The sequence below is a fragment of the Streptomyces sp. NPDC051243 genome (assembly GCF_044455405.1).
In the GTDB taxonomy this organism is placed as follows: Bacteria; Actinomycetota; Actinomycetes; order Streptomycetales; family Streptomycetaceae; genus Streptomyces.
Genome location: NZ_JBITES010000012.1, coordinates 15,054 through 36,338, shown reverse-complemented (window position 1 = coordinate 36,338; position 21,285 = coordinate 15,054). Strand labels below are relative to the sequence as shown.

The 21,285-nt window shown below is 70.1% G+C and carries 23 protein-coding genes; 5 read left to right on the top strand and 18 right to left on the bottom strand.

Features of this window, described 5'->3' with window-relative positions:
• Window positions 1–12 precede the first annotated feature (12 nt).
• Genes ACIBAG_RS29210 through ACIBAG_RS29200 form a run of 3 tightly spaced genes read right to left on the bottom strand, consistent with a single transcriptional unit; the run spans window position 13 to window position 2,327 of the window.
• Entirely contained in the window at window positions 13–1,020 is a 1,008-nt protein-coding gene (locus tag ACIBAG_RS29210) for a methionine synthase (RefSeq protein ID WP_399109016.1), read from the bottom strand.
• 50 nt (window positions 1,021–1,070) lie between these two features.
• Window positions 1,071–1,769, bottom strand: a complete 699-nt coding sequence (locus ACIBAG_RS29205; protein ID WP_399109015.1) for an SDR family oxidoreductase — start codon at window positions 1,767–1,769, stop codon at window positions 1,071–1,073.
• A gap of 18 nt (window positions 1,770–1,787) precedes the next feature.
• A complete protein-coding gene (locus tag ACIBAG_RS29200; RefSeq protein WP_399109013.1) occupies window positions 1,788–2,327 on the bottom strand; it encodes a TIGR00730 family Rossman fold protein in 540 nt (179 codons plus the stop codon).
• 51 nt (window positions 2,328–2,378) lie between these two features.
• Here ACIBAG_RS29200 and ACIBAG_RS29195 point away from each other — a divergent pair, with 51 nt between their 5' ends.
• Both ACIBAG_RS29195 and ACIBAG_RS29190 read left to right on the top strand, forming a co-directional pair.
• Window positions 2,379–2,702, top strand: a complete 324-nt coding sequence (locus ACIBAG_RS29195; RefSeq protein WP_399109012.1) for a DUF427 domain-containing protein — start codon at window positions 2,379–2,381, stop codon at window positions 2,700–2,702.
• Between the two features lie 38 nt (window positions 2,703–2,740).
• Window positions 2,741–3,520: an alpha/beta fold hydrolase gene (locus ACIBAG_RS29190; protein ID WP_399109011.1), complete on the top strand. Its 780-nt coding sequence runs from the start codon at window positions 2,741–2,743 to the stop codon at window positions 3,518–3,520.
• Between the two features lie 73 nt (window positions 3,521–3,593).
• Here the strand turns inward: ACIBAG_RS29190 and mnmA are convergent, their stop codons facing one another.
• Window positions 3,594–4,724 (bottom strand): tRNA 2-thiouridine(34) synthase MnmA, encoded by a 1,131-nt coding sequence (gene mnmA / locus ACIBAG_RS29185; protein ID WP_399109010.1) that lies wholly within the window; start codon window positions 4,722–4,724, stop codon window positions 3,594–3,596.
• A 59-nt stretch (window positions 4,725–4,783) separates the two neighbouring features.
• On the opposite strand from mnmA, the gene ACIBAG_RS29180 reads away from it, so the two are divergent.
• Complete coding sequence (locus ACIBAG_RS29180; RefSeq protein ID WP_399109008.1) at window positions 4,784–5,449, top strand: N-acetylmuramoyl-L-alanine amidase; 666 nt, start codon at window positions 4,784–4,786, stop codon at window positions 5,447–5,449.
• Window positions 5,450–5,502: 53 nt separating this feature from the next.
• Here the strand turns inward: ACIBAG_RS29180 and ACIBAG_RS29175 are convergent, their stop codons facing one another.
• The 3 genes from ACIBAG_RS29175 to ACIBAG_RS29165 all read right to left on the bottom strand — a co-directional run bounded on the left by ACIBAG_RS29175 (window position 5,503) and on the right by ACIBAG_RS29165 (window position 7,396).
• The gene (locus ACIBAG_RS29175) at window positions 5,503–6,678 is read right to left on the bottom strand and encodes a cysteine desulfurase family protein (RefSeq protein ID WP_399109006.1); all 1,176 of its coding nucleotides are present in this window, start codon (window positions 6,676–6,678) and stop codon (window positions 5,503–5,505) included.
• A 248-nt stretch (window positions 6,679–6,926) separates the two neighbouring features.
• The gene (locus ACIBAG_RS29170; protein WP_399109004.1) at window positions 6,927–7,205 is read right to left on the bottom strand and encodes a DUF4190 domain-containing protein; all 279 of its coding nucleotides are present in this window, start codon (window positions 7,203–7,205) and stop codon (window positions 6,927–6,929) included.
• A 38-nt stretch (window positions 7,206–7,243) separates the two neighbouring features.
• Window positions 7,244–7,396, bottom strand: coding sequence for a hypothetical protein (locus ACIBAG_RS29165; protein WP_399109002.1), 153 nt, complete (start codon window positions 7,394–7,396; stop codon window positions 7,244–7,246).
• Between the two features lie 147 nt (window positions 7,397–7,543).
• Between ACIBAG_RS29165 and ACIBAG_RS29160 the strand changes: the two genes are divergently transcribed.
• Window positions 7,544–8,170 carry a TetR family transcriptional regulator gene (locus ACIBAG_RS29160; RefSeq protein WP_399109000.1) on the top strand — a complete coding sequence of 209 codons (627 nt, stop codon included), beginning with the start codon at window positions 7,544–7,546 and terminating at the stop codon, window positions 8,168–8,170.
• Window positions 8,171–8,532: 362 nt separating this feature from the next.
• On the opposite strand, the gene ACIBAG_RS29155 is transcribed toward ACIBAG_RS29160, so the two are convergent.
• Together ACIBAG_RS29155 and ACIBAG_RS29150 are read right to left on the bottom strand one after the other, a co-directional pair.
• The gene (locus ACIBAG_RS29155; protein WP_399108998.1) at window positions 8,533–8,937 is read right to left on the bottom strand and encodes a hypothetical protein; all 405 of its coding nucleotides are present in this window, start codon (window positions 8,935–8,937) and stop codon (window positions 8,533–8,535) included.
• Window positions 8,938–9,130: 193 nt separating this feature from the next.
• Complete coding sequence (locus ACIBAG_RS29150) at window positions 9,131–9,994, bottom strand: thioesterase family protein (protein ID WP_399108997.1); 864 nt, start codon at window positions 9,992–9,994, stop codon at window positions 9,131–9,133.
• A 143-nt stretch (window positions 9,995–10,137) separates the two neighbouring features.
• Here ACIBAG_RS29150 and ACIBAG_RS29145 point away from each other — a divergent pair, with 143 nt between their 5' ends.
• On the top strand, window positions 10,138–11,397 hold the full coding sequence (locus ACIBAG_RS29145; RefSeq protein ID WP_399108995.1) for an alpha/beta hydrolase: 1,260 nt from the start codon (window positions 10,138–10,140) through the stop codon (window positions 11,395–11,397).
• Here the strand turns inward: ACIBAG_RS29145 and ACIBAG_RS29140 are convergent.
• The 9 genes from ACIBAG_RS29140 to ACIBAG_RS29100 all read right to left on the bottom strand — a co-directional run bounded on the left by ACIBAG_RS29140 (window position 11,306) and on the right by ACIBAG_RS29100 (window position 21,240).
• Entirely contained in the window at window positions 11,306–11,962 is a 657-nt protein-coding gene (locus tag ACIBAG_RS29140; protein ID WP_399108993.1) for a trimeric intracellular cation channel family protein, read from the bottom strand. The two genes, ACIBAG_RS29145 and ACIBAG_RS29140, sit on opposite strands and share 92 nt — an antisense overlap.
• A gap of 63 nt (window positions 11,963–12,025) precedes the next feature.
• Window positions 12,026–13,264 carry an ABC transporter ATP-binding protein gene (locus tag ACIBAG_RS29135; RefSeq protein ID WP_399108991.1) on the bottom strand — a complete coding sequence of 413 codons (1,239 nt, stop codon included), beginning with the start codon at window positions 13,262–13,264 and terminating at the stop codon, window positions 12,026–12,028.
• Window positions 13,261–14,355, bottom strand: a complete 1,095-nt coding sequence (locus tag ACIBAG_RS29130; protein ID WP_399108989.1) for an ABC transporter ATP-binding protein — start codon at window positions 14,353–14,355, stop codon at window positions 13,261–13,263. The genes ACIBAG_RS29135 and ACIBAG_RS29130 overlap by 4 nt, the downstream gene beginning before the upstream one ends.
• On the bottom strand, window positions 14,352–15,359 hold the full coding sequence (locus tag ACIBAG_RS29125; protein WP_399108987.1) for an ABC transporter permease: 1,008 nt from the start codon (window positions 15,357–15,359) through the stop codon (window positions 14,352–14,354). Before ACIBAG_RS29125 ends, ACIBAG_RS29130 begins: the two co-directional genes overlap by 4 nt.
• 69 nt (window positions 15,360–15,428) lie before the next feature.
• Window positions 15,429–17,180, bottom strand: a complete 1,752-nt coding sequence (locus ACIBAG_RS29120; RefSeq protein WP_399108986.1) for an ABC transporter substrate-binding protein — start codon at window positions 17,178–17,180, stop codon at window positions 15,429–15,431.
• A 76-nt stretch (window positions 17,181–17,256) separates the two neighbouring features.
• Window positions 17,257–18,255 (bottom strand): ABC transporter permease, encoded by a 999-nt coding sequence (locus ACIBAG_RS29115; RefSeq protein ID WP_399108985.1) that lies wholly within the window; start codon window positions 18,253–18,255, stop codon window positions 17,257–17,259.
• Window positions 18,256–18,617: 362 nt separating this feature from the next.
• Window positions 18,618–19,418 carry an enhanced serine sensitivity protein SseB C-terminal domain-containing protein gene (locus ACIBAG_RS29110; protein ID WP_399108983.1) on the bottom strand — a complete coding sequence of 267 codons (801 nt, stop codon included), beginning with the start codon at window positions 19,416–19,418 and terminating at the stop codon, window positions 18,618–18,620.
• Between the two features lie 185 nt (window positions 19,419–19,603).
• Window positions 19,604–20,395: an enhanced serine sensitivity protein SseB gene (locus tag ACIBAG_RS29105; RefSeq protein WP_399108981.1), complete on the bottom strand. Its 792-nt coding sequence runs from the start codon at window positions 20,393–20,395 to the stop codon at window positions 19,604–19,606.
• Window positions 20,396–20,565: 170 nt separating this feature from the next.
• Window positions 20,566–21,240, bottom strand: coding sequence for an AAA family ATPase (locus tag ACIBAG_RS29100; protein WP_399108979.1), 675 nt, complete (start codon window positions 21,238–21,240; stop codon window positions 20,566–20,568).
• Window positions 21,241–21,285 lie beyond the last annotated feature (45 nt).

Genomic DNA, 21,285 nt, shown 5'->3' with positions numbered 1-21,285 from the left:
GTTGTCCTCCCGTTACTCTGGGTTGTCCGCGAGGGATCTCGCCGCCCGGACGCAGTGGGCCAGAGCCCCCCGCGCGTACTGCGGGGAGGCCCCCGCGAGTCCGCACGACGGCGTGACCGTGACCGCCTCCGCGAGAAGCCCCGGTGACAGCCCCAGCCTGCGCCACAACGTCCTGACACCCATGACGCTACCGGCAGGGTCTGACAATGGGCCGTCCGTGCCCGGGACGACACCGGCGAAGAGCCGGGTACCGCCTTCCACCGCCTCGCCGATCGCCTCGTCGTCACGCTCGGTGAGGAGGGAGAAGTCGAAGGAGATCGCCGCCGCGCCCGCCCGGCGCAGCAGGGCGAACGGGACGTCCGGTGCGCACGAGTGGACCACGACGGGGCCGCCGCCGTGAACCCCGACGACATCGCGCAGGCTCGCCTCGACGAGCTGCCGGTCCACGGCTCGGTGGGTCCGGTAGCCGCTGGCGGTCTTCACCTGTCCGCGCAGTACGGCGATGAGGGAGGGCTCGTCGAGTTGAAGGACGAGTTGGGCGCCGGGGACGCGGCGCCGGACCTCCGCGAGATGCTGCCGCAGCCCTTCGGCGAGGGAGGCGGCGAGGTCGCGGCAGGCACCGGCGTCGGAGAGGGCGGCCTCGCCGTTCTTCAGCTCCAGCGCGGCGGCCAGGGTCCAGGGCCCCACGGCCTGGACCTTCAGCTGCCCCTCGTATCCCTGCGTGAATTCCTCCAGCGCGTCGAGGTCCTCCCCCAGCCACGACCGCGCCCGCCTGGTGTCCCGGCCCGGCCGGTCCCCGATCCGCCACCCGCTGGGCTCCACGCGCGCGTACAGCTCGGCGAGCATCCCGGCGGTCCGGCCGATCATGTCCGCGCCGGGGCCGCGGGCGGGGAGCTCGGCGAGGTACGGGAAGTCCTCGAAGGACCCGGTGACGGTCTTGGCGGCCTCACGGGCGTCGCCGCCGGGCATGGAGCCGACGCCGGTGGCGGGGGCGAAGGTGAACTGGCTGTTGGCACTCACCTGGACAGCGTATGTAACCGTCGGCGAGACGCTTAAACAGCCGGTCCGCTTCAGCGCCCCGGCCGCACCGTCAGGTCGTTGACCTCCGCGTCCCTGGGCAGGTCCAGGGCCATCAGGATGGTCGTCGCCACCGACTCGGGGTCGATCCACTTCGAGGCGTCGTACTCCTTGCCCTCCTGCTGGTGGACCTTGGCCTGCATCGGGCTGGCGGTACGGCCGGGGTAGACCGAGGTGACGCGGACACCGTTGCCGTGTTCCTCGTGGCGGAGGGAATCCGCGAGGGCCTTGAGGCCGTGCTTCGACGCGGCGTACGCGGACCAGTCGGCGTGCGCGTTCAGCCCCGCGCCCGAGTTGACGAACACCACGTGCCCGCGTGCCGCGCGCAGCTGGGGCAGGAAGTGGCGGGTCAGTTCGGCCGGGGAGATCAGGTTGACGTTGAGCTGGAGGCGCCAGGACTTCGGGGTCAGGTCGCCGACCGCGCCCAGGTCCACGACACCGGCGATGTGCAGCAGGGAGTCGACCCGGTCGGGCAGCGACTGGTGGGAGAAGGCCCAGGAGAGCTTGTCGGGGTCCGCCAGGTCGCCGACCAGCGTCCGGGCGCCGGGGAACTGCGCTGCCAGCTCCTTCGCGCGGCCCGCGTCGCGCGCGTGGAGGACGAGTTCGTCCCCGCGCGCGTGCAGGCGGCGGGCGACGGCCGCGCCGATGCCGGAGCCTGCTCCGGTGATCACATGTGTAGCCATGCCCGCCATGCTCGCATCAGTGACAGGTCACTCGACTCCCCGGCTCTCCTCCAGGTATGCCAGCGCCCCCACCGGCTCCTCCGCGAAGAACACCAGGTCGCTCAGCGGGCAGGGCAGGAAGCCCTCGTCCTCCATGCGGCGGAACTGCTCCTTCAGGCCGTCGTAGAAGCCCGCGGTGTTGAGCAGGACCACCGGCTTGTCCGTGTGGCCGTGCTTCTTCAGCTCCAGGATCTCGGTGGCCTCGTCCAGGGTCCCCGTACCACCGACCATGATCACCACCGCGTCGGCCTTCTCCAGGAGCAGCTTCTTGCGCTCGGCTAGGTCCTTCGCGATCACCATCTCGTCGACGCCCGGGCGGACCTTGGCGGACAGGAACTCGACGGAGACTCCCGCCAGCCGGCCGCCCGCCTCCTGCACCCCGTCGGCGACCACCTTCATCAGCCCGACGTCCGAGCCGCCCCAGACGAGCGTGTGCCCGCCCTTGCCCAGCAGTTTCGCGAACTCGCGCGCGGGGCGCGTGTAACGGTCGTCGAGGTCGGCGGCGGAGAGGAAGACGCAGATTCGCATGCAGACCACCGTACGCGGGAAGAACCGGGTGCCCGCGAGCGCTTTCCGGGTATGGCTGACGGACACATGATCACGATCGAGCAGGGCACGCGGCGCGTACGGGCGGTCCACGGCGACCAGGTCCTCGCGGAGACCGACCGGCCGCTCGTCCTGCGGGAGACGGGCTGTCCCGTGCGGTACTACATCCCGGCCGAGGACGTACGGCTGGACCTTCTGACGCCCTCCGACACGCACACGTACTGCCCCTTCAAGGGAACGGCCTCCTACTGGTCCCTGCCGGACGCGGCGGACCTCGTGTGGGCGTACCCGGACCCGAAGCCGGACGTGGCCGAGATCAAGGACCACCTCTGCTTCTACGACGTCGAAGTGTCGTAGACCGATTAGCTCCGTGTCGTAAGGCAGTCTCCACAGGCATGGACAAGAAGACCATTTCGCGCGACAGCACCTCCATCGCGTACGAGAGCACCGGTCAGGGTCCGGCGGTGATCCTCGTCAGCGGCGCGATGTCCACCGGGGGCACGTTGGCGCCGCTGGCCGTGCCCCTGTCGGACCGCTTCAGAGTCGTCGTGTACGACCGCCGAGGACGTGGCGAGAGCGGTGACACGAAGCCGTACACGGTGGAGCGCGAGGTCGAGGATCTCGCCGCGCTGATCGAGGCGGTGGGCGGGGAGGCGGCGCTGTGCGGCGTCTCGTCGGGTGGTGCACTGGCGCTGGAGGCGGCGTCGAGCGGGCTGCCGGTGCGTCAGGTCGCGGTCTACGAGGTGCCGTTCGCCGTCTACGAGGGCGGCGCGAAGGAGCGCGCGGAGTACACCGAGCGGCTGACCGAGATGCTCGAGCAGGGCCGTCGCGGGGACGCCGTCGAGCTTTTTCTGCGGCTGACCGGGATGGCGGAGGAGATGATCCAGCGCGCCCGCCAGTCCCCCATGTGGTCCGGCATGGAGACGATCGCGCCGAGCCTCGCCTACGACGACGCCGTGATGGGCGACGGCCTGGTGCCACGGGCGCGACTGTCCTCGGTCACTGTGCCGGTACTGGCCGTCGCGGGCGGTGCGAGCCCCTCATGGATGCGGGAGGCGGCGCGGGCGATCGCGCAGACCGTGCCGGACGGGACGTATCGGAGTCTGGAGGGGCAGACCCACATGGTGGAGCCCGACGTCCTCGGGCCGGTGCTGGTGGAGTTCTTCGGGGGATGACCCGGACCGGGCACGCGCGTGTGCCACGGGGGAGCACACACGCGCGCCCTCACACGTGAACTTCCGGGCCGCCTCAGACGGCCGAAGGCGTCGCCCGCACCGTTGACGCGATCGTCGCCGAGCCCACCACGCGCGTGCCGTCGTACAGCACGATCGCCTGGCCGGGGGCCACGCCGCGAACCGGCTTCGTGAAGGACACCTCCAGACGGCCGTCGACCAGCTCGGCGGTGACCTCCGTCTCGCCGCCGTGGGCACGCAGCTGCGCGGTGTAGGCGCCGGGGCCGGTCGGGGCGGCGCCGCACCAGCGGGGCTTGACGGCGGTGAGGGCGCTGACGTCCAGGGAGGACGCCGGGCCGACCGTCACCGTGTTGTTCACCGGCGAGATGTCGAGGACGTAGCGCGGCTTGCCGTCGGCGGCCGGGGTGCCGATGCGCAGGCCCTTGCGCTGGCCGATGGTGAAGCCGTACGCGCCCTCGTGCGTGCCGAGCTTGGCGCCCGACTCGTCGACGATGTCGCCCTCCGCCTTGCCCAGGCGGTTCGCGAGGAAGCCCTGGGTGTCGCCGTCGGCGATGAAGCAGATGTCGTGCGAGTCGGGCTTCTTGGCGACCGCGAGGCCCCTGCGCTCGGCCTCGGCTCGGATCTCGTCCTTGGTCGTCACCGTGTCGCCGAGCGGGAACATCGCGTGCGCCAGCTGCTTCTCGTCGAGGACGCCGAGGACGTACGACTGGTCCTTGGCCATGTCGGAGGCGCGGTGCAGCTCGCGCGTGCCGTCCTCGTTCAGCACGACCTGCGCGTAGTGGCCCGTGCAGACCGCGTCGAAGCCCAGCGCCAGCGCCTTGTCGAGCAGCGCCGCGAACTTGATCTTCTCGTTGCAGCGCAGGCAGGGGTTCGGCGTGCGGCCGGCCTCGTACTCGGCGATGAAGTCCTCGACCACGTCCTCGCGGAAGCGGTCGGCGAGGTCCCACACATAGAACGGGATGCCGATCACGTCGGCGGCGCGGCGGGCGTCGCGCGAGTCCTCGATGGTGCAACAGCCCCGCGCGCCCGTGCGGAAGGACTGAGGGTTCGCGGAGAGCGCGAGGTGGACGCCGGTCACGTCGTGGCCCGCCTCGGCCGCGCGGGCGGCGGCGACGGCGGAGTCGACCCCGCCGGACATGGCGGCGAGGACGCGGAGGGGGCGGGAGGGCTGCGCGGTGTCAGTCATAACCCTTCCAGGGTACGGGGCGCGGGAACCAGGGCCCGCGAGTATCCGTTGACGATCACATGGGACAGCGGAAGGCTTCGAAGGACGGCGACCGGAAGGTCGGGCGTCGCGCTTTGCTCATCGGCGGAACGGCGGCCGCCGTGGGCTCGGCCGTGCTGGCCCGCGACGAGCTGGCGCGGCTGTGGTGGCGGGTGCCCGGCGTGGAGAAGCCGCGCAAGGAGGGCGAGGTCGACTTCGCCGGCGCGCGGTGGGTGGCGGCGTCGGACGCGAACTGGCGGCGGGCGGACCGGCCCGACGACTACGGCGTAGACATGGTGATCGTCCATGTCACCCAGGGCAGCTTCGACAGTGCGGTGAAGGTCTTCCAGGACCCGGATCACGGCGCCGCCGCGCACTACATCGTCCGTAAGGACGGCCACATCACGCAGATGATCCGCGAGCTGGACGTGGCCTACCACGCGGGCAACCGCGACTACAACGAGCGCAGCATCGGCATCGAGCACGAGGGCTTCGTGGACCGGCCGCAGGACCTCACGGACGAGATGTACGAGGCCTCGGCGCGGCTGACCGCGCGGATATGCGCGCGCTACGACATCCCCGTCGACCGCGAGCACATCATCGGGCATGTGGAGGTGCCGGGAACCGATCACACGGATCCCGGGGAGCACTGGGACTGGGACCGGTACATGAAGCTCGTGCGGGAGGCTCGCACGGCTCAGGCCTGAGGCCGGAACAGCGCCGGAATAGTGCCGGAACAGCGCCGGGATACCGGAACGCCCTACGTCAGCCCCGCCGCCCGAGCCCTTTCCACCGCCGGCCCGATCGCCTTCGCGACCGCCTCGACGTCGGCCTCCGTGGAGGTGTGGCCGAGGGAGAAGCGGAGGGTGCCGCGGGCCAGGTCGGGGTCGGTTCCGGTGGCCAGGAGGACGTGGCTGGGCTGGGCGACGCCCGCCGTGCAGGCGGAACCGGTGGAGCACTCGATGCCCTGGGCGTCCAGGAGGAGCAGCAGGGAGTCGCCCTCGCAGCCGGGGAAGGTGAAGTGCGCGTTGGCCGGGAGGCGGCCGCCGGGTGCCGGGTCGCCGCCGAGAATCGCGTCGGGGACCGCCGTACGGACCGCCTCGACCAGGGCGTCGCGCAGGGCGCCGATCTCGTTCGCGAACCATTCGCGCTGCTCGGCGGCGAGGCGGCCGGCGACCGCGAAGGACGCGACGGCGGGAACGTCGAGGGTGCCGGAGCGGACATGGCGCTCCTGGCCGCCGCCGTGCAGGACGGGTACGGGGGTGTACTCGCGGCCGAGGATCAGCGCGCCGATGCCGTACGGGCCGCCGATCTTGTGGCCCGACACCGTCATCGCGGCGAGTCCCGAGGCGGCGAAGTCGACGGGGACCTGGCCGAAGGCCTGGACGGCGTCGGCGTGCAGGGGGACGTCGAACTCCTTTGCCACGTGGGCCAGTTCGCGGATCGGCATGACGGTGCCGATCTCGTTGTTGGCCCACATCACGGTGGCCAGGGCGACGTCGCGGGGGTTGCGGGCGATGGCCTCGCGCAGGGCGTCCGGGTGGACCCGGCCGCAGGAGTCGACCGGGAGGTAGTCGACGTTCGCGCCCTCGTGCTCGGCGAGCCAGTGGACGGCGTCGAGGACGGCGTGGTGTTCGACGGGGCTGGCCAGGACACGGGTGCGGGTGCCCGCCGGGTCGGCGTCGCGGCGGGACCAGTACAGCCCCTTGACCGCGAGGTTGTCGGCCTCGGTGCCGCCGGAGGTGAAGACGACCTCGCTGGGGCGGGCGCCGAGCGCTTCCGCAAGGGTTTCGCGGGCCTCCTCGACGGTGCGCCGTGCGCGACGGCCGGATGCGTGGAGGGAGGAGGCGTTGCCGGTGACGCTCAGCTGGGCGGTCAGCGCCTCTGCCGCCTCCGGGAGCATGGGGGTCGTCGCGGCGTGGTCGAGGTAAGCCATGGTGGCCATGATTCTAAAGGGCGCCGGTAACAGGCCTTGTGTCAAGGCTGCCCGGCTGCCGTCAGGGCGTGCGCCTTTCCCGGGTTGCCGCTGGAGTTGGTGGTGACGCACCCGGCGTGGAGTTGGTGGTGACGCCACCCTGCGCCGCAGGCCGTGTCCTCGCGCTGTCGGCCCAGTGCGGTCGCTCTGACGGTTCGGCCCGCCCCCGGCCGCCCCCGGTCAGTACGGAACGCCCCCCGTGGCCGCCCCTAGAAGCTCCACGACAGGGTGTTGTCCAGCTGGATGAACGTCAGCAGGACCAGCAGGTCGGCGACGCCCAGGCCCATGCCCAGGAACGCCCGGCCCCTGCGCTTCGTGCCGCGCCACAGGGACACTGCCGCAAGGACGATGGCGGTCGGGCCGAGGAAGATGTTGAAGACCAGGAGGCCGATGAGGCCGAGGATGAAGGACGCCACGGCCATGCCGTCGGCGTCGCGGCGGCGGGTGCGCGGGCCGGGGCTGGTGGTGGCCGGTGCGGTCAGTTGCATGAGGGTCAGCTCCCCAGAGTTCGGTTCGGTCGACGAAGTCAGTTGCGGCGGGCGTGACGCTCGCGGGCCGCGAAGATGCCCAGCCAGACGGCGATCACGGCGGCGGCGACGGCGGTGAAGGCGAGCGGTGCGTGGGCCACGGCGCCCAGCAGGACGCCCAGCAGCAGGAGCGCGGCGACGAGGAACAGCATGGGTCGGATCCCCCTCCGAGATCTCGCCCTACGAGATCCCTCTCGTTACGGTTCGGTGAACAGTTGTAGTAACAGTTGTTCACTGACTCCAAGTCTAGCGCGCCCCACGGCTTTTCAATTCCGGAGAACAGTTGTTAACTGCATGGCATGAGTCACACCCTCGGCATTCGGCAGGCCCAGAAACAGAAGACCCGGCAGGCGCTCCTGGACGCGGCGCTGGGACTGCTGGAGGAGCAGAGCCTGAGCAGTCTGGGCCTGCGTGAGGTCACCCGCGAGGTCGGCGTCGCCCCGACGGCCTTCTACCGGCACTTCCGCTCCACCGCCGATCTCGGCGTCGCCCTCGTCGAGGAGGCGCTCGGCAGCCTGCACCCGATGATCCGCACGATCGTCTCCTCGTCCGGCGACAGCGACCAACGCATAGAGCGCGCCGTCGGGCTGATCGCCCAGCATGTCGCGACTCATCCGGCCCACGTCCGCTTCATCGCCCGTGAGCGGCACGGCGGGGTGCAGTCGGTGCGGGAGGCGATCCAGGACCAACTGGCCCGATTCGCGGAGGAGGTGAAGGTCGCGCTCACCAAGGACCCGGTCTCCGCGGGCTGGAACGAGGACGACCTCCTCATGCTCGCCAACCTCTATGTCGACCAGATGCTGATGACGGCCTCCCTGTTCCTCGACGCCCTGGAGGCGCCGGAGGAGGAGCGGCGGCGCGTCGCCCAGGTCGCGACCCGCCAGATGCGGCTGATCAGCATCGGCCGCGACCACTGGCTGGACTGAGCGGCGGCGACGCGACAGGGCGGCACCCCCGCCACGGGAGCGCCGCCCTGCCATACGGGACTGTCGTACGACGTCTCGCGTCAACTCCTGGTCGCCGCCGCCGCGCTCGACGCCCCGTTCGGCGCACCACTGGGAGCCGCCCCACCGCCCTGGCCACCACCGGGACCGCCGCAGCCCCGGACCGCCGCCCCGCCATACAGGGCTGCCGTACGGCGTCTCGCGTCACCTCCTGGTCGCCGCCGCGCTCGGCGCCCCGCTCGGCACACCACTGGGAGCCGCCCCACCGCCCTGGCCACCACCGGGACCGCCGCAGCCCCGGGACCGCCGCCCTGCCATACAGGGCTGCCGTACGGCGTCTCGCGTCACCTCCCGGTCGCCGCCGCCGCGCTCGACGCCCCGCTCGGCGCACCACTGGGAGCCGCCCCACCGCCCTGGCCACCACCGGGACCGCCGCAGCCGCCGCCCTGCCCACCGCCGGGGCCGCCCTGGCCGCCGCCCTGCGCACCACCCTGACCGCCACCCTGGCCACCGGGACCGCCACTGGGCGCACCGGACGCTCCAGCCGACGGCGCGCCGGAAGGCGCTCCGCTGGGCATGCCCGAGGGCGCACCACTGGGCGCACCGGACGGCTGCCCGCACGACGACGACTGCTGACCGGAGTTGCCGCTGGTCGAGGTCGACGACGAGTCGCCGGAGCCGCAGGCCACCAGGGCCAGGGGCGAGAGCGCCAGCAGGGCCACGGCGGGAAGGAGACGCGCACGCTTCATGAGAAACAGCTCCATGGAAGATGAGGAAGTCCTGGGAGCTGGAACTCAACCAACGCCGTTTAGGCCTTCCTTGAGGCCCTGCTGTTGATCACCTGTACCCCCGGCAAAGCACCCCTAAAAACACTCCGCTGACCTGCGCGTTCCCTCGGAACCTCACGCTGCTCGCTGGTACAGGCCCGTGACAGAACGGGCCTCAACCCAGCCTCACCCGCGCCAACTGCCGTGACTGCGCCACCAGTCGGTCCGCGCTGTCCCAGACCTCCGCGTCCTCCTCCAGGAACCCGCCCGCGAGGTTGCGCGTGGTGATCGACACCCGCAGCGGGCCCGGGGCCGGGCGGCAGCGTATGTGGACCGTGAGTTCGACCGTGGGGACCCAGCCGGAGATGCCGATCTCGAAGGCGGTCGGCGGGAGGGCGTCCACCGCGAGCAGCAGGGACAGCGGGTCGGCGTCCCGGCCGTCGGCCAGGCCGAACCAGGCGCGCATCTCGCCCTTGCCCGAGGGCCGGCCGAGGGCCCAGCCCAGGGTGGAGGGGTCGAGCTTGAGCATCAGGCGGTCGGCGATGGCCGAGCTGCCGGAGACGGGGGCGGGGCCGCCTTCGGGGCCGAAGCAGTGCTCCATGGGCGGGAACGCCGGCGGCTTGGCCGTCGTACGGACGTCGTCGGGGAGGGCGTCGAGGTCGCCGTAGGAGGCGAGGACGCGGATGCGCTCCACCTCCCGGCCCTGCTCGTCGTACTGGAACAGCGAGGCCTGGCCGGTCGACAGGGTGCGGCCCGTGCGCACCACGTCCGTGCGGACGACCGCCGGGCCCGGCTGGGAGGCGGTCAGGTAGTGCGCGGAGATGGTGAACGGGTCGCTGTGCGGCAGGGCGTCGGCGAGGGCGCGGCCGAGGACGGCGAGCAGATAGCCGCCGTTGACGGCGCTGATGATGGTCCAGCCGGCCGAGAGGTCGATGTCGTAGACGCCGGGTTCGCGCGGGGTGAGCGCGGTGTCGCGGTCGAACTCGCTGTCGCCGATCGTGGCCTTCGGGGCCGTCGGTGCGGAGGCTGCTTCTGGCATGGATGAACGGTACAACAGCAAACTACTAAGCGGTAGCTTTCCATCCTTTCGAGGAGCTGACGCGCAGTGAGATGCGGGCAACTTTTCGGTAAGTGTCCCTGCTCGCCCGAAACCCGGAGCCCGTTCTCGCCCTCTATGAGGACATGAGTCTCACCGGGACCCCGTTCCTCTACACGCTGATCGCGCTGTGCGTCGCCGCCGTCGCGCTGCCGCTGGTCCTCTGGTCGCGGGTGCGCGGACCCAGGGCCGTGCGGGCCACCGCCAGGCTGCTGATGGTGCTGTTCGCCCAGGGCACGGCGGTGGCCCTGGTCTTCACGATGGTCAACAACTCCAACCAGCTGTACGACAGCTGGGGCGACCTGCTCGGCACCAGCGATCATGTGCGGGAGGCGGCCGACCTCGGGGCGAGCGGCACCGGCGGGATCGCGCTGGAGAAGCTGCCCAAGGTCAAACAGACCTTCAAGCAGGGCAAGGGCCCGGGCATGCGCGCGGAGGGCGGGGTGCTCGTCACCCACCTCAAGGGCCGGGTGTCCGGAGTGCACGCCGAGGTCAACGTCTGGCTGCCGCCGCAGTACCACGAGCCCGCCTACCGCAATCACCGGTTCCCGGTGGTGGAGGTGCTGCCTGGCTATCCGGGCTCGTCGAAGGCCTGGTACGGGACGATGGACGCGCCCGAGCAGCTGGCGCCGCTGATGCGCAGCGGGCAGATCGAGCCGTTCATCATCGTCTCGCCGCGCACCACACTGCTGCCCGGCAAGGACACCGGCTGCGCCAACATCGCCGGCAAGGTGAACGCCGACAGCTGGATCAGCATCGACGTGCCGAAGATGGTCATGGACAACTTCCGGGCCCAGGCCGCGCCGGACGGCTGGGCGGTCGCCGGGTACTCGGCGGGTGCGCACTGCGCGGCGAAGCTGGCCGTCGCCCACCCCGACCGCTACCGGGCCGCGGTCAGCATGTCGGGCTACAACGACCCCGCCGCCGTACCGCAGTCGCTCGCCGGAAAGTCCCGGGCGCTGCGCGCGGCGAACAATCCGTACGTGCTCCTGAAGGAGTCCCGCGTCCCGCCGCGCGTCGCCCTCTACCTGTCCGGTCAGCCGAAGGACGGCTACGAGGCCGCCCTTGCCCTCCAGCGGGTCGCGAAGGCGCCCACCACCGTGGACGTGGTGTTCATCCCGAAGAGCGCCGGCGGCCACACCATGGCGCTGTGGAAGCCGCAGGTCGTCCCGGCGTTCCGCTGGCTGACCGAGGTGATGGGAGGCCCGCAGCCGGCCCGTACGGCACCGGGGACCACCCCTCTCGCACCGGGGACTACTCCTCTCGCACCGTCGACCGCCGATTCCAAGCACGCGGAGCTCGCCAGTGGAACCGCATCGCGAGAAGACGCAGCACGAAGGCCGTGACGGCCGCGAGGGCGCTGGTCACCGGGGTCAGGGCGTCGTAGCGGATGCACAGGACGACCATGGCGGCGCCGACCATCGCCGGGACCGCGTACAGATCGCGGTCCCAGCGCAGCAGTGACGGCACCTCGTTGGCCAGGACGTCGCGCAGCACACCGCCGCCCACCGCGGTCGCGAGGCCGAGGCAGGCGGAGGCGGTGAGGCCGAGGCCGTAGTCGTACGCCTTCGTCGTCCCGGCGACGCAGAACAGGCCGAGGCCCGCCGCGTCGAAGACGTTCACGCCGGTCTGGATGCGCTCCACGTGCGGGTGGAGGAAGACGACGAGGAGCGCGGCGAGCAGCGGGGTGAGGAAGTATCCGAGGTCGGTGAAGGCGGCCGGCGGCACGGCGCCGATGACCAGGTCCCGGAACAGCCCGCCGCCCAGGGCGGTGACCTCGGCGAGGACGGCGATGCCGAAGACGTCGAAGTTCTTGCGGACGGCCAGCAGGGCGCCGGAGATCGCGAAGACGAAGATGCCGATCAGGTCGAGCGTGTGCTGGACGGACGGGCTGAACAATTGCTGGAGCACCCGTACATTCTTGCGCAGCGCAAGGCCCCCGCCTTGCAAAGGAAGGCGGGGGCCTGGGCTGGGTTACTTATTGTCGTCCTTGTTTTCTTCAGACGTTTCCGCGGAGGTCTCTTCGGAGGCCGCGACCTCGGGAGTCTCTTCCGAAGCTGGAGCCTCGGCAGTCTCGTGCGAACCTCCAGCCTCAGGTGCCTCCCCCGTCGGCACCAGCTCCGCCGCTTCCTTGGCCACGGACAACAGCACCGTGTCCTGCGGCTGCTGGTCCTCGAAGTTCTCGGGGTGGTGGCAGGCCACCCGCTGCCCCTGCCTCAGCTCCGCCAGCGGCGGTTCCGTCGTCCGGCAGATCTCCGTCGCCTTCCAGCACCGGGTGTGGAAGCGGCAGCCGCTCGGCGGGGCGATCGGCGAGGGCACGTCGCCGCGGAGCAGGATGCGCTCGCTCTTGGCCGTGCGGCGCTTCGGGTCGGGGATCGGCACCGCCGACAGCAGGGCCTTGGTGTACGGGTGCATCGGCGTCGCGTAGAGCGCGTCCCGGTCGGCGAGCTCCACGATCTTGCCGAGGTACATCACCGCGATACGGTCCGAGACATGGCGTACGACGGACAGGTCGTGCGCGATGATCACGTACGTCAGGCCGAGCTCGTCCTGGAGGTCGTCCATCAGGTTCACGACCTGCGCCTGGATCGACACGTCGAGCGCGGAGACCGGCTCGTCGGCCACGACCATCCGGGGCTTCAGCGCCAGCGCGCGGGCGATGCCGATGCGCTGGCGCTGACCGCCGGAGAACTCGTGCGGGTAGCGGTTGTAGTGCTCGGGGCTCAGGCCGACCAGCTCGAGGAGGCGCTGGACCTCCTTCTTGACGCCGCCCTCGGGTTCCACGCCCTGCAGCCGGAACGGTGCCGAGACGATGCTGCCGATGGTGTGCCGGGGGTTCAGCGAGCCGTACGGGTCCTGGAAGATCATCTGCACGTCGCGGCGCAGCGGGCGCATGCCGCTCGTGCCGAGGTGCGTGATGTCCGTACCGTCGAACTCGATCTTTCCGCCGCTGGGCTCCAGCAGCCGGGTGATGAGCCGGCCCATGGTCGACTTGCCACAGCCGGACTCGCCCACGACGCCGAGGGTCTCCCCCCGGCGCACCTCGAAGTCGATGCCGTCCACGGCCTTGACCGCGCCGACCTGCCGCTGCAGCAGGCCCTTCTTGATCGGGAAGTGCTTGACCAGGCCCTCGACCTTGAGCAGCGGTTTCTCGTCGTCGGCCGGCCCGGCTTTCACGGCCGCTGCGCGGGCCCCGGTCTCAGTCTCGCTCACAGCTTCGGCGCAATCTCTTCGGTCCAGATCCGGGTACGGTCCTCCTGCGACAGGTGGCAGGCGGTGAAGTGCCTGCTGCCGACCTCGCGCAGTTCGGGGCGCTCGGTGCGGGTGATCCCGCCCTTGGGGACATCCGCGTAGGGACAGCGCGGGTTGAACGCGCAGCCCGTGGGGACGTTGATGAGGCTCGGCGGCTGCCCCTTGACCGGGATGAGCCGGTCGGTCTGCTCGCGGTCGATGCGCGGCATCGAGCCGAGCAGGCCCCAGGTGTAGGGATGCGACGGCTCGTAGAAGATCTTGTCGACGGGTCCGCGCTCCACGCAGCGTCCGCCGTACATCACGAGGATGTCGTCGGCGATCTCGGCGACCACGCCGAGGTCGTGCGTGATGATGACGACCGCGGAGCCGAACTCCTTCTGCAGGTCCCGGATGAGGTCGAGGATCTGCGCCTGCACGGTCACGTCGAGCGCGGTGGTCGGCTCGTCCGCGATGAGCAGTTCGGGGTTGTTGACCAGGGCCATGGCGATCATGGCGCGCTGGCGCATGCCGCCGGAGAACTCGTGCGGGTACATGTCCACGCGCTTGTTCGGCTCCGGGATGCCGACGCGGTCGAGGAGTTCGACGGCGCGGCGGCGGGCGGTCTTCTTGTCGACCTTGTTGTGGACCCGGTAGGCCTCCACGATCTGGTTGCCGACCGTGTAGTACGGGTGCATCGCGGACAGCGGGTCCTGGAAGATCATCGCCATCTCGCGGCCGCGCAGCCGGCGCACCTCGTCCGGGTCGGCGGAGACCAGTTCCTTGCCGTCGAGCCAGATCTCGCCGGACATCTGCACGTTCTTGCCGCGGCTGCCCAGGCGGTGCAGGCCCATGATGGCCAGCGAGGTCACGGACTTGCCGGATCCGGACTCGCCAACTATGCCGAGGGTGCGGCCCTTCTCCAACTGGAAGGAGAGCCCGTCCACGGACTTGACCAGGCCGTCGTCGGTCGGGAAGTGCACCTTGAGGTCGCGCACTTCGAGGAACGCCTGGGGTGGCTCGCCGGTACGTACGGGCTCGCCCACGGCGGCCCCGGTCTTTGTCAGGTCGGTCACGAGAGCCTCACCCGCGGATCGATCGTGGCGTACAGCAGGTCCACCACAAGGTTCATGAAGACGACGAAGAACGCCGCGAGCAGGGTCACCCCGAGGATCGGGGGCAGGTCGTTGGCGGTGATGGCCTGTACCGCGTACTCACCGATGCCGTGCAGGGAGAACACCGTCTCGGTGATGACGGCACCGCCGAGCAGCAGGCCGATGTCCATGCCGAAGACCGTCACCAGCGGGGTCAGCGCGGCCCGCAGACCGTGTCGGACGACGACCTTGCGCTCGCGCAGGCCCTTGGCCCGAGCGGTTCGGATGTAGTCCTCGTTCATTGTCTCCAGCATGCCCGAGCGGGTCAGCCGGGCGTAGATGGCCGAGTAGAGCAGTGCCAGCGAACACCACGGCAGGAACAGGGTGTTGGCCCACTGGGAGGGGTTCTCGGTGAAGGGGACGTACGTTCTGCCGAAGATCTCCAGCTTGTAGCTGAACAACAGCAGCGCCAGCTGCCCGGTGAAGAACATGGGCAGGGAGACGCCCGCAAGGGCCACGCCCATGGCGGACCGGTCGAAGAACGAGCCCGGCCTGAGCGCGGAGATGACACCGGCCGCGATACCGCCGACCAGCCACAGCACGGCGGCGCCGAGAGCCAGCGAGAGGGTGACCGGCAGCCGTTGGGTCAGCTGGGGCCAGACCTCGATGTGGTCCTTGAAGGAGTAGCCGAAGCAGGGGGCATCACAGCGGACCGTCGTGGGGCCGAGGTCGTACGTGGCGCCGGAGACGATCCCCTTGATGAACTCCCAGTACTGGACATAGATCGGCTGGTCGAGACCGAGGTTCCGCTTGACCGCCGCGATGTCCTCGGGTGTCGGGTTCTTGCCGATGTACTGCTGTGCCAGCTGGTCGGCGGTCTGCCCTGCGAGCTTCGGCAGGATGAAGAAGATGCCGAAGGTGACCGCGGTGACGACGAGCAGCAGGATCAGTGCCGCGATCGTCCGGCGGATGATGTACGAGATCACGAGGACCGGCGCCGGCGCCCGCGGATGACGAAGTCCGCGGGCGCCAATGCCTTCACCTGCCTTCCGGGGCTACTTCTCGGCGGTGCCGACGTTGAGGTAGTCGTACTGACCGCTGAACGCGGACGTCGACACCAGGTTGGTGGCGTGCGGCGTGCGGTACAGCAGGACCTTGAAGTAGGTCAGCGGAACGATGGCGGCCTGCTCCATGACCTTCTGGTCGACCTCGGTGTACGCCTTGGTGCGGGCGGCCTCGTCGGTGTTGCCGATCGCCTCGTCCAGCAGCTTGTTGATCTCCGGGTTGTCCAGCTGGGACAGGTTGGTGTTACCGGACTGGCTGATGGCCTTGCCGTGCACGATCTGCTGCAGGAAGCCGTAGCCGGTCGGCCAGTCGGCGCCCCACTGCATCATCATCAGGCCGATGTTGTTCTTCTCGAGGAACTTGGGCACGCCCGCGTAGTCGGAGAAGTACTTGCCGGACGGGTACTGCTTGATGTCCGCGTCGATGCCGACCTTCTTCAGCGCGCCGACGATCGCGGTGGCCGCGTCGACCTCGCCCTGCCGGTCGCTGCGGGCCGAGATGGAGGTCTTGAAGCCGCCCTCCTTGCCACAGGCCTTCAGGTGCTCCTTGGCCTTGGCCACGTCGCCCTTGCTGTCCTTGGTGGCGTACAGGTCGGCCTTCTCGTAGCCGGAGACGTCGGTCGGCAGGACGGTGGTGGCGATGTCACCGCGGATCGGGCCGCCCATCGCGGTCTGGACGGCGGTCTTGTCGATCGCGTACTCGACGGCCTTGCGGCACTCGATGTTGTCGAACGGCGCCAGCTTGGTGTTGATCGCCGTGTAGATGAGGCGACCGCCCAGCGCGTTGTCCGTGTTGGCCATCTGATCCTTGTCGTTCAGGATCTGCGCCTGGGTCTGCGCGTCGACACCGGTTCCCTGGATGTCGATCATGGTGGCCCCGGACATCACGTCCTTGTCGATCGTGGCCTTGTTGACCTTGAGGTTCACCACGATCTTGTCCGGGTACTGCTTGCGCAGCGGGTCCGTCTTGGCGTCCCACTCGGGGTTGCGGACCAGGACGATCTGCTTGCCCTCCTCGTACTTCTCGAACTTGTACGAGCCGGAGGAGACGACCTTCTTGGTGTAGTCCACACCCGTGTCCTTGGCCCGCGGCACGGGGGCCGTCTGCGGGGCACTGACCAGGTAGTCGAACTCGGAGAACGCCTTGTTCAGGTGGAAGACGATCGTGTGGTCGTCCGGGGTCTCGATGGACGAGATGCCCTTTTCGCTCTTGTCCTTGTAGGGGCCCTTGTACTTGTCCGGGTCGTCCAGCAGCTGCTGGAAGTAGTTGGGGCCGAGGGAGAGCACGTCACGCGCGAAGTTCGAGCGCTCCACGGCGTACTTGACGTCCTTTGAGGTGACCGCGGTCCCGTCCTCGTACTTGACGCCCTGTCGGATCTTGTACGTCCAGGTCTTGCCGCCGTCGCTGGGCGTGCCCTTGCCCTCGGCGAGGTCCGGGACGAGCTCGTTGCCGGCCTCACCGGGGGCGGGCTTGAAGGTCATCAGAGGACGCGCGTAGAGGCGGCTGAAGTTGTAGCCGTAGGCGTAGTACATGTTGCCCGGGTCCAGGGACTCGGGAGCGTCGGAGCTCGCGTAGGTGACCGTGCCGCCCTTGTGGGTGGACTCGTTCACCACTCCCTTGGTCGCGGCGTTGACGCCGGCGCCCTTGGGCGTGTTCTTGCCTTCGTCGGCCTTGCTGCAGCCCGCGAGAAGCAGGCCGGCGCTACTGGCGACCGCGACTGCGGCCAATGCTGACCTTCGCATGATGGTCGGATTCCCCTTCGTAGGTGGACACTTGGGTGGGACGTCGGGTCGCAGCCGGGTGTGGCGACCGCGGACGTCAGCGGCTGCGGGGGTCGAGTGCGTCCCGGAGGCCGTCACCGAGGAGGTTGAAGGCCAGCACCGTGATGAAGATCGCGAGGCCGGGAACGATCATGTACTGCGGGTCGACCTCGAAGAAGTCGACGGCCTGGTTGAGCATTCCACCCCAGGACGACTGGGGCGGCTGGATGCCCACGCCGAGGAAACTCAGCGAGGCTTCGAAGAGGATGTTCGTCGGAATGAGCAGCGTCGAGTAGACGATGATCGGCGCGACGAGGTTGGGCAGCAGTTCCTTGAAGAGGATGTACGGCCCGCCGGCCCCCATCCCCCGGGAGGCGTCGACGAACTCCCGCTCGCGCAGTGCCAGGGTCTGGCCGCGCACGATCCGCCCCATGTACGGCCAGTTGAAGAAGCCGATGACGAAGATCAGGACGGAGATGTGCAGCGGCAGCCCTTCGAGGCCGAAGGCACCGCCCTGGAGCGTCGCGGAGATGGCGATGGCGAACAGGAGCAGCGGGAACGCGAGGAAGGTGTCCATGAGCCGGCTGACGATGGTGTCGACCCGTCCGCCGTAGTAGCCGGCGATGAGGCCGAGCACCGTCCCGATCACGTTGGACAGGATCGTCGCGCCGAAGGCCACGACCAGGGAGACCCAGGAGCCCTCGAGGATGCGCGCGAGGATGTCCCGGCCGAACTTCGGCTCGACGCCGAGCGGGTGGTCCCAGCTCATCCCGCCGAAGTCGCCCTTGGGCAGCGAGGTGTTGGGGTCGATCAGGTCCTGGTGGAAGGCGTTGGGGTCGAGGCCCAGCAGCGCCTGGAGCGGGCGGGACAGAGCCGCGACGAGGATGAGCAGCACGACCACGACGCCGCCCGCGACCGCCACCTTGTCGCGCTTGAAGCGGGTCCAGGCGATCTGCCCGAGAGAGCGACCCTCGATCTTCTTGGACTCGACCCCCTGCAGCACGGCCTCGGGCTGGGCCTCGGCCTGCGATCCGGTGGTCTCGATCGGTGCCGTCACAGTGAGATTGACCCCTCTCGGCCGGCGGTTGCCGACCCCCCTGGCTGCCGCTGTAGCGGTTGCTTCAACTCGTACACAGGACCGACCGGCCCGTGTCTTGCGGGGAGTCTTCAACGCTTTGGCGATCTGTTGCCAGAGTTGGCGGGGAAAGGATGCGCAACCGTGATGCTGTCTGGGGGGTTCCGTTATCCGAACAACGGGTAACGACCGCCGGACGCGCATCAGTTGGGGCGTATGAGGGCGGACCGGGACCTTCCGATCACATCTACGCGCGAAGAACTACCTGTGAAACCGAAGCGAGGGGCCATGGGCGCCTACGACATCCGGGCTGCGGACTGAACAGTAGGTTAGCCGGTCGATGATCAGTAACGGCCCTGTGCCGGTGGGTAGCCGTAGCCGGCCGCCGGAGCCTGCGCGGGGGCCGCCGCGTGCGCCTCGCGGTCGTAGAAGGGGCGGCCGTTGGCGCGCATCCACATCGCGACCGGGTCGTACTCGTCGGACATCGCCACGGTCGAGACGGGGAGGCCGTCCGGTACGGCGCCGATCGACTGCGACATCATCGAGCGCACCGAGTCCACGGCGGGCGGACTGGTGTCGTACACGTCGAGCCCGATGGCGAGATACGGCGCGCCGAGCGCCGGCTGCACCCAGGCGCGGCGCAGGGAGCGGACGGCCGGGGTGCGGTGGGCGTTCTGCGCGAGCAGGGCGTAGAACTGCGGGATCTCGATGCCGGGTTCCGACAGGCGAAGGGGACCGGCGGGCTGGCGGTCCAGGCCCGTGGCGATGCGCCGCAGGTCGAGCCAGGGGATGCCGACGCCGCCGCCCGGGGCGTGCGGGTTCAGCCACAGGCCGTAGTGGTCCGGGTAGAGGGTGCGGGCCACGTCGACTCCGTCGACGACCTCGTAACTGCGGTTCCAGCCGCTGGCCGACAGCTCCTGGGCGGAGGTGACGCAGGGGGCGTAGCCGTAGCCGTCGACCTCCATGTTTCCGTACTGGGCGTCCGGGGAGCCGGCCTGGCCGTGCCACAGCAGCATCCAGACCTGGCCGGTGGAGGGGGTCGCGAGCGCGCGCAGGAGGGCCTCGTAGGCGTCGTAGCGCCCGGGGGTCACCTGGCGCAGCATGTTCTCGACCTGTCCGGTCGAGGTAGTGCCGCTCGCGCTCACGATTTACCGCCCCTTCGGGAAAATGGCTGTGTGCCCAGCTTAGGCGCTCCGCTGGGAGAGCCGGGGAGAGCTCGGGACTTGATGCGGTCTGCCGTCTGCGGGCCGTGGGGGGTGATCGCGCCCCCGCGGCGGAGCCGCATATCGATACAGCCCCGCGCCCCTGGCGGCGTTGCCCTCACGGGCGTCTAGAAATCCCGCTGATAAAAGGGGCGTACCTTCTGGCGCAGCCAGTCGATCACCGGGTCCTGGGCCACGTCCATCAGGACCAGGTTGACCGGCCACTGCACCGGCGTGCGGCCCAGGGCTCGGGCCAGGGCGTTCATGGGGGCCGCTCGCAAGTCGCCGTCCCATACCGAGAGTTCCACGCCTATGAACATCACCGGGGTGGACATCTCGATGGCGGCCAGGCAGCGGCGGGCCGTCGTGATCACGCCGGTCTCCGCGAACTCGGCCGAGGCCGTCGCGAGGAAGTCGACCGGGTCCTCCTGCCAGTCGGGCTCGTAGAGCTTGACGCGGCCGCCGGAGGTGAGGCCGTCCAGTGGGGTGCGGCCCACCCGGCAGAGCTCGGCCACCGCGGCGGGGGGCAGGGGGACGCCGACCACGCCGTCGGGGTTCACGGCGATGCCCACCTGCGGGGGCAGGCCGCGGGCGAACTCGACGGCGGGGGCGATGGTGTACGACATGTGGGAGCCGACGACCTGGCGGAACTGTTCCTCGGAGCTGAAGACGGGGACGTATGCCTGGCCGCCCATCTCCACCGTGGGCAGGTCCAGCGGGCCGCTGTGCGGGCCGCCGCCGTTGGGCAGGGGCACCCAGACGAAGCTGCGGCCCAGCACCTCGATGATCCGGCCGCCCGCCGACGGCAGGCCGAGGGAGGCCGAGAGCACCTCCTCCAACTCGTTGCCGGGCCAGCCGCCGTGCGGGTGGAGCTGCGCCTGTGCCGGGAAGTCCGCGGGGAGATCCGCTGGGAAGTCCATCTCAATGACCGCCTGCTGTGAACCACGTCTGTGGCTCAGAAGGCTATCCGGTGTCCGGCCCGCGCAGGTCCACGGCAGGGCGACTCATACACGCGTCCGGTACGTGTCCGGACATGCAGGCGTCCAGTACGTGTCCGGCCGGTCCGCGAACGCCGAACGTATACGGCCGGTCAGCCGGTGAACCCGATCCGGCGCAGTACGTCCGCCGCCGAGCGGTCGACCAGCACCGCCGAGCCGCAGCCCCGGGGCAGGTGCCCCTTCTCCACCGAGCGCAGCAGTCGGGCGGCCGCTCTGCGGTGGCGCAGGAAGGCGTACCGCGAGACGCCTCGGCCGCGCTCGCGCTGGCCTTCCAGGGCCGTGTCCGGGGTGACGTCGAGCAGCAGCAGGTGCAGGGTGCCGCCGCGGCGGCGGGCCTCGCGGGCCAGCCAGCCGCGCACCCAGGCCTGCGTGCCGCAGTCGTGCACGACGACACCCTCGCCGGAGCGCAGGGCGCGGCGCAGTCCGGCGTAGTGCGCGAGGCGCACCAGGGGGCGGTAGAGGGCGTAGGGGAAGAAGCCGGGCATGCGGGCGTCCCAGCGGTCCCGGGCGTCCTGGGAGTCGATGCGGATGCCCTTCACCGCGCGCTTCATCAGGGTGGACTTGCCGCTGCCGGGCAGGCCGGTGATCACGACGAGGTCCCTGGGGCCGAAGAGCAGGGCGTGCGGGCTGCGGCCGGAGCGCTCGCGCAGGTCGCGGACCACGGCTGGGATGCGCTTGCCGCGGACTTCGACACAGGGGGCCGCGGGCTGCTTGGGCAGCGCGATGCCCGAGGTCGTGGCGTACGCCGTGGTGCGGTTCACCGTCATCGTCCTCCTCCGGGGTCAGGAGTCCCTTCCCCACTGAGCGTAAAG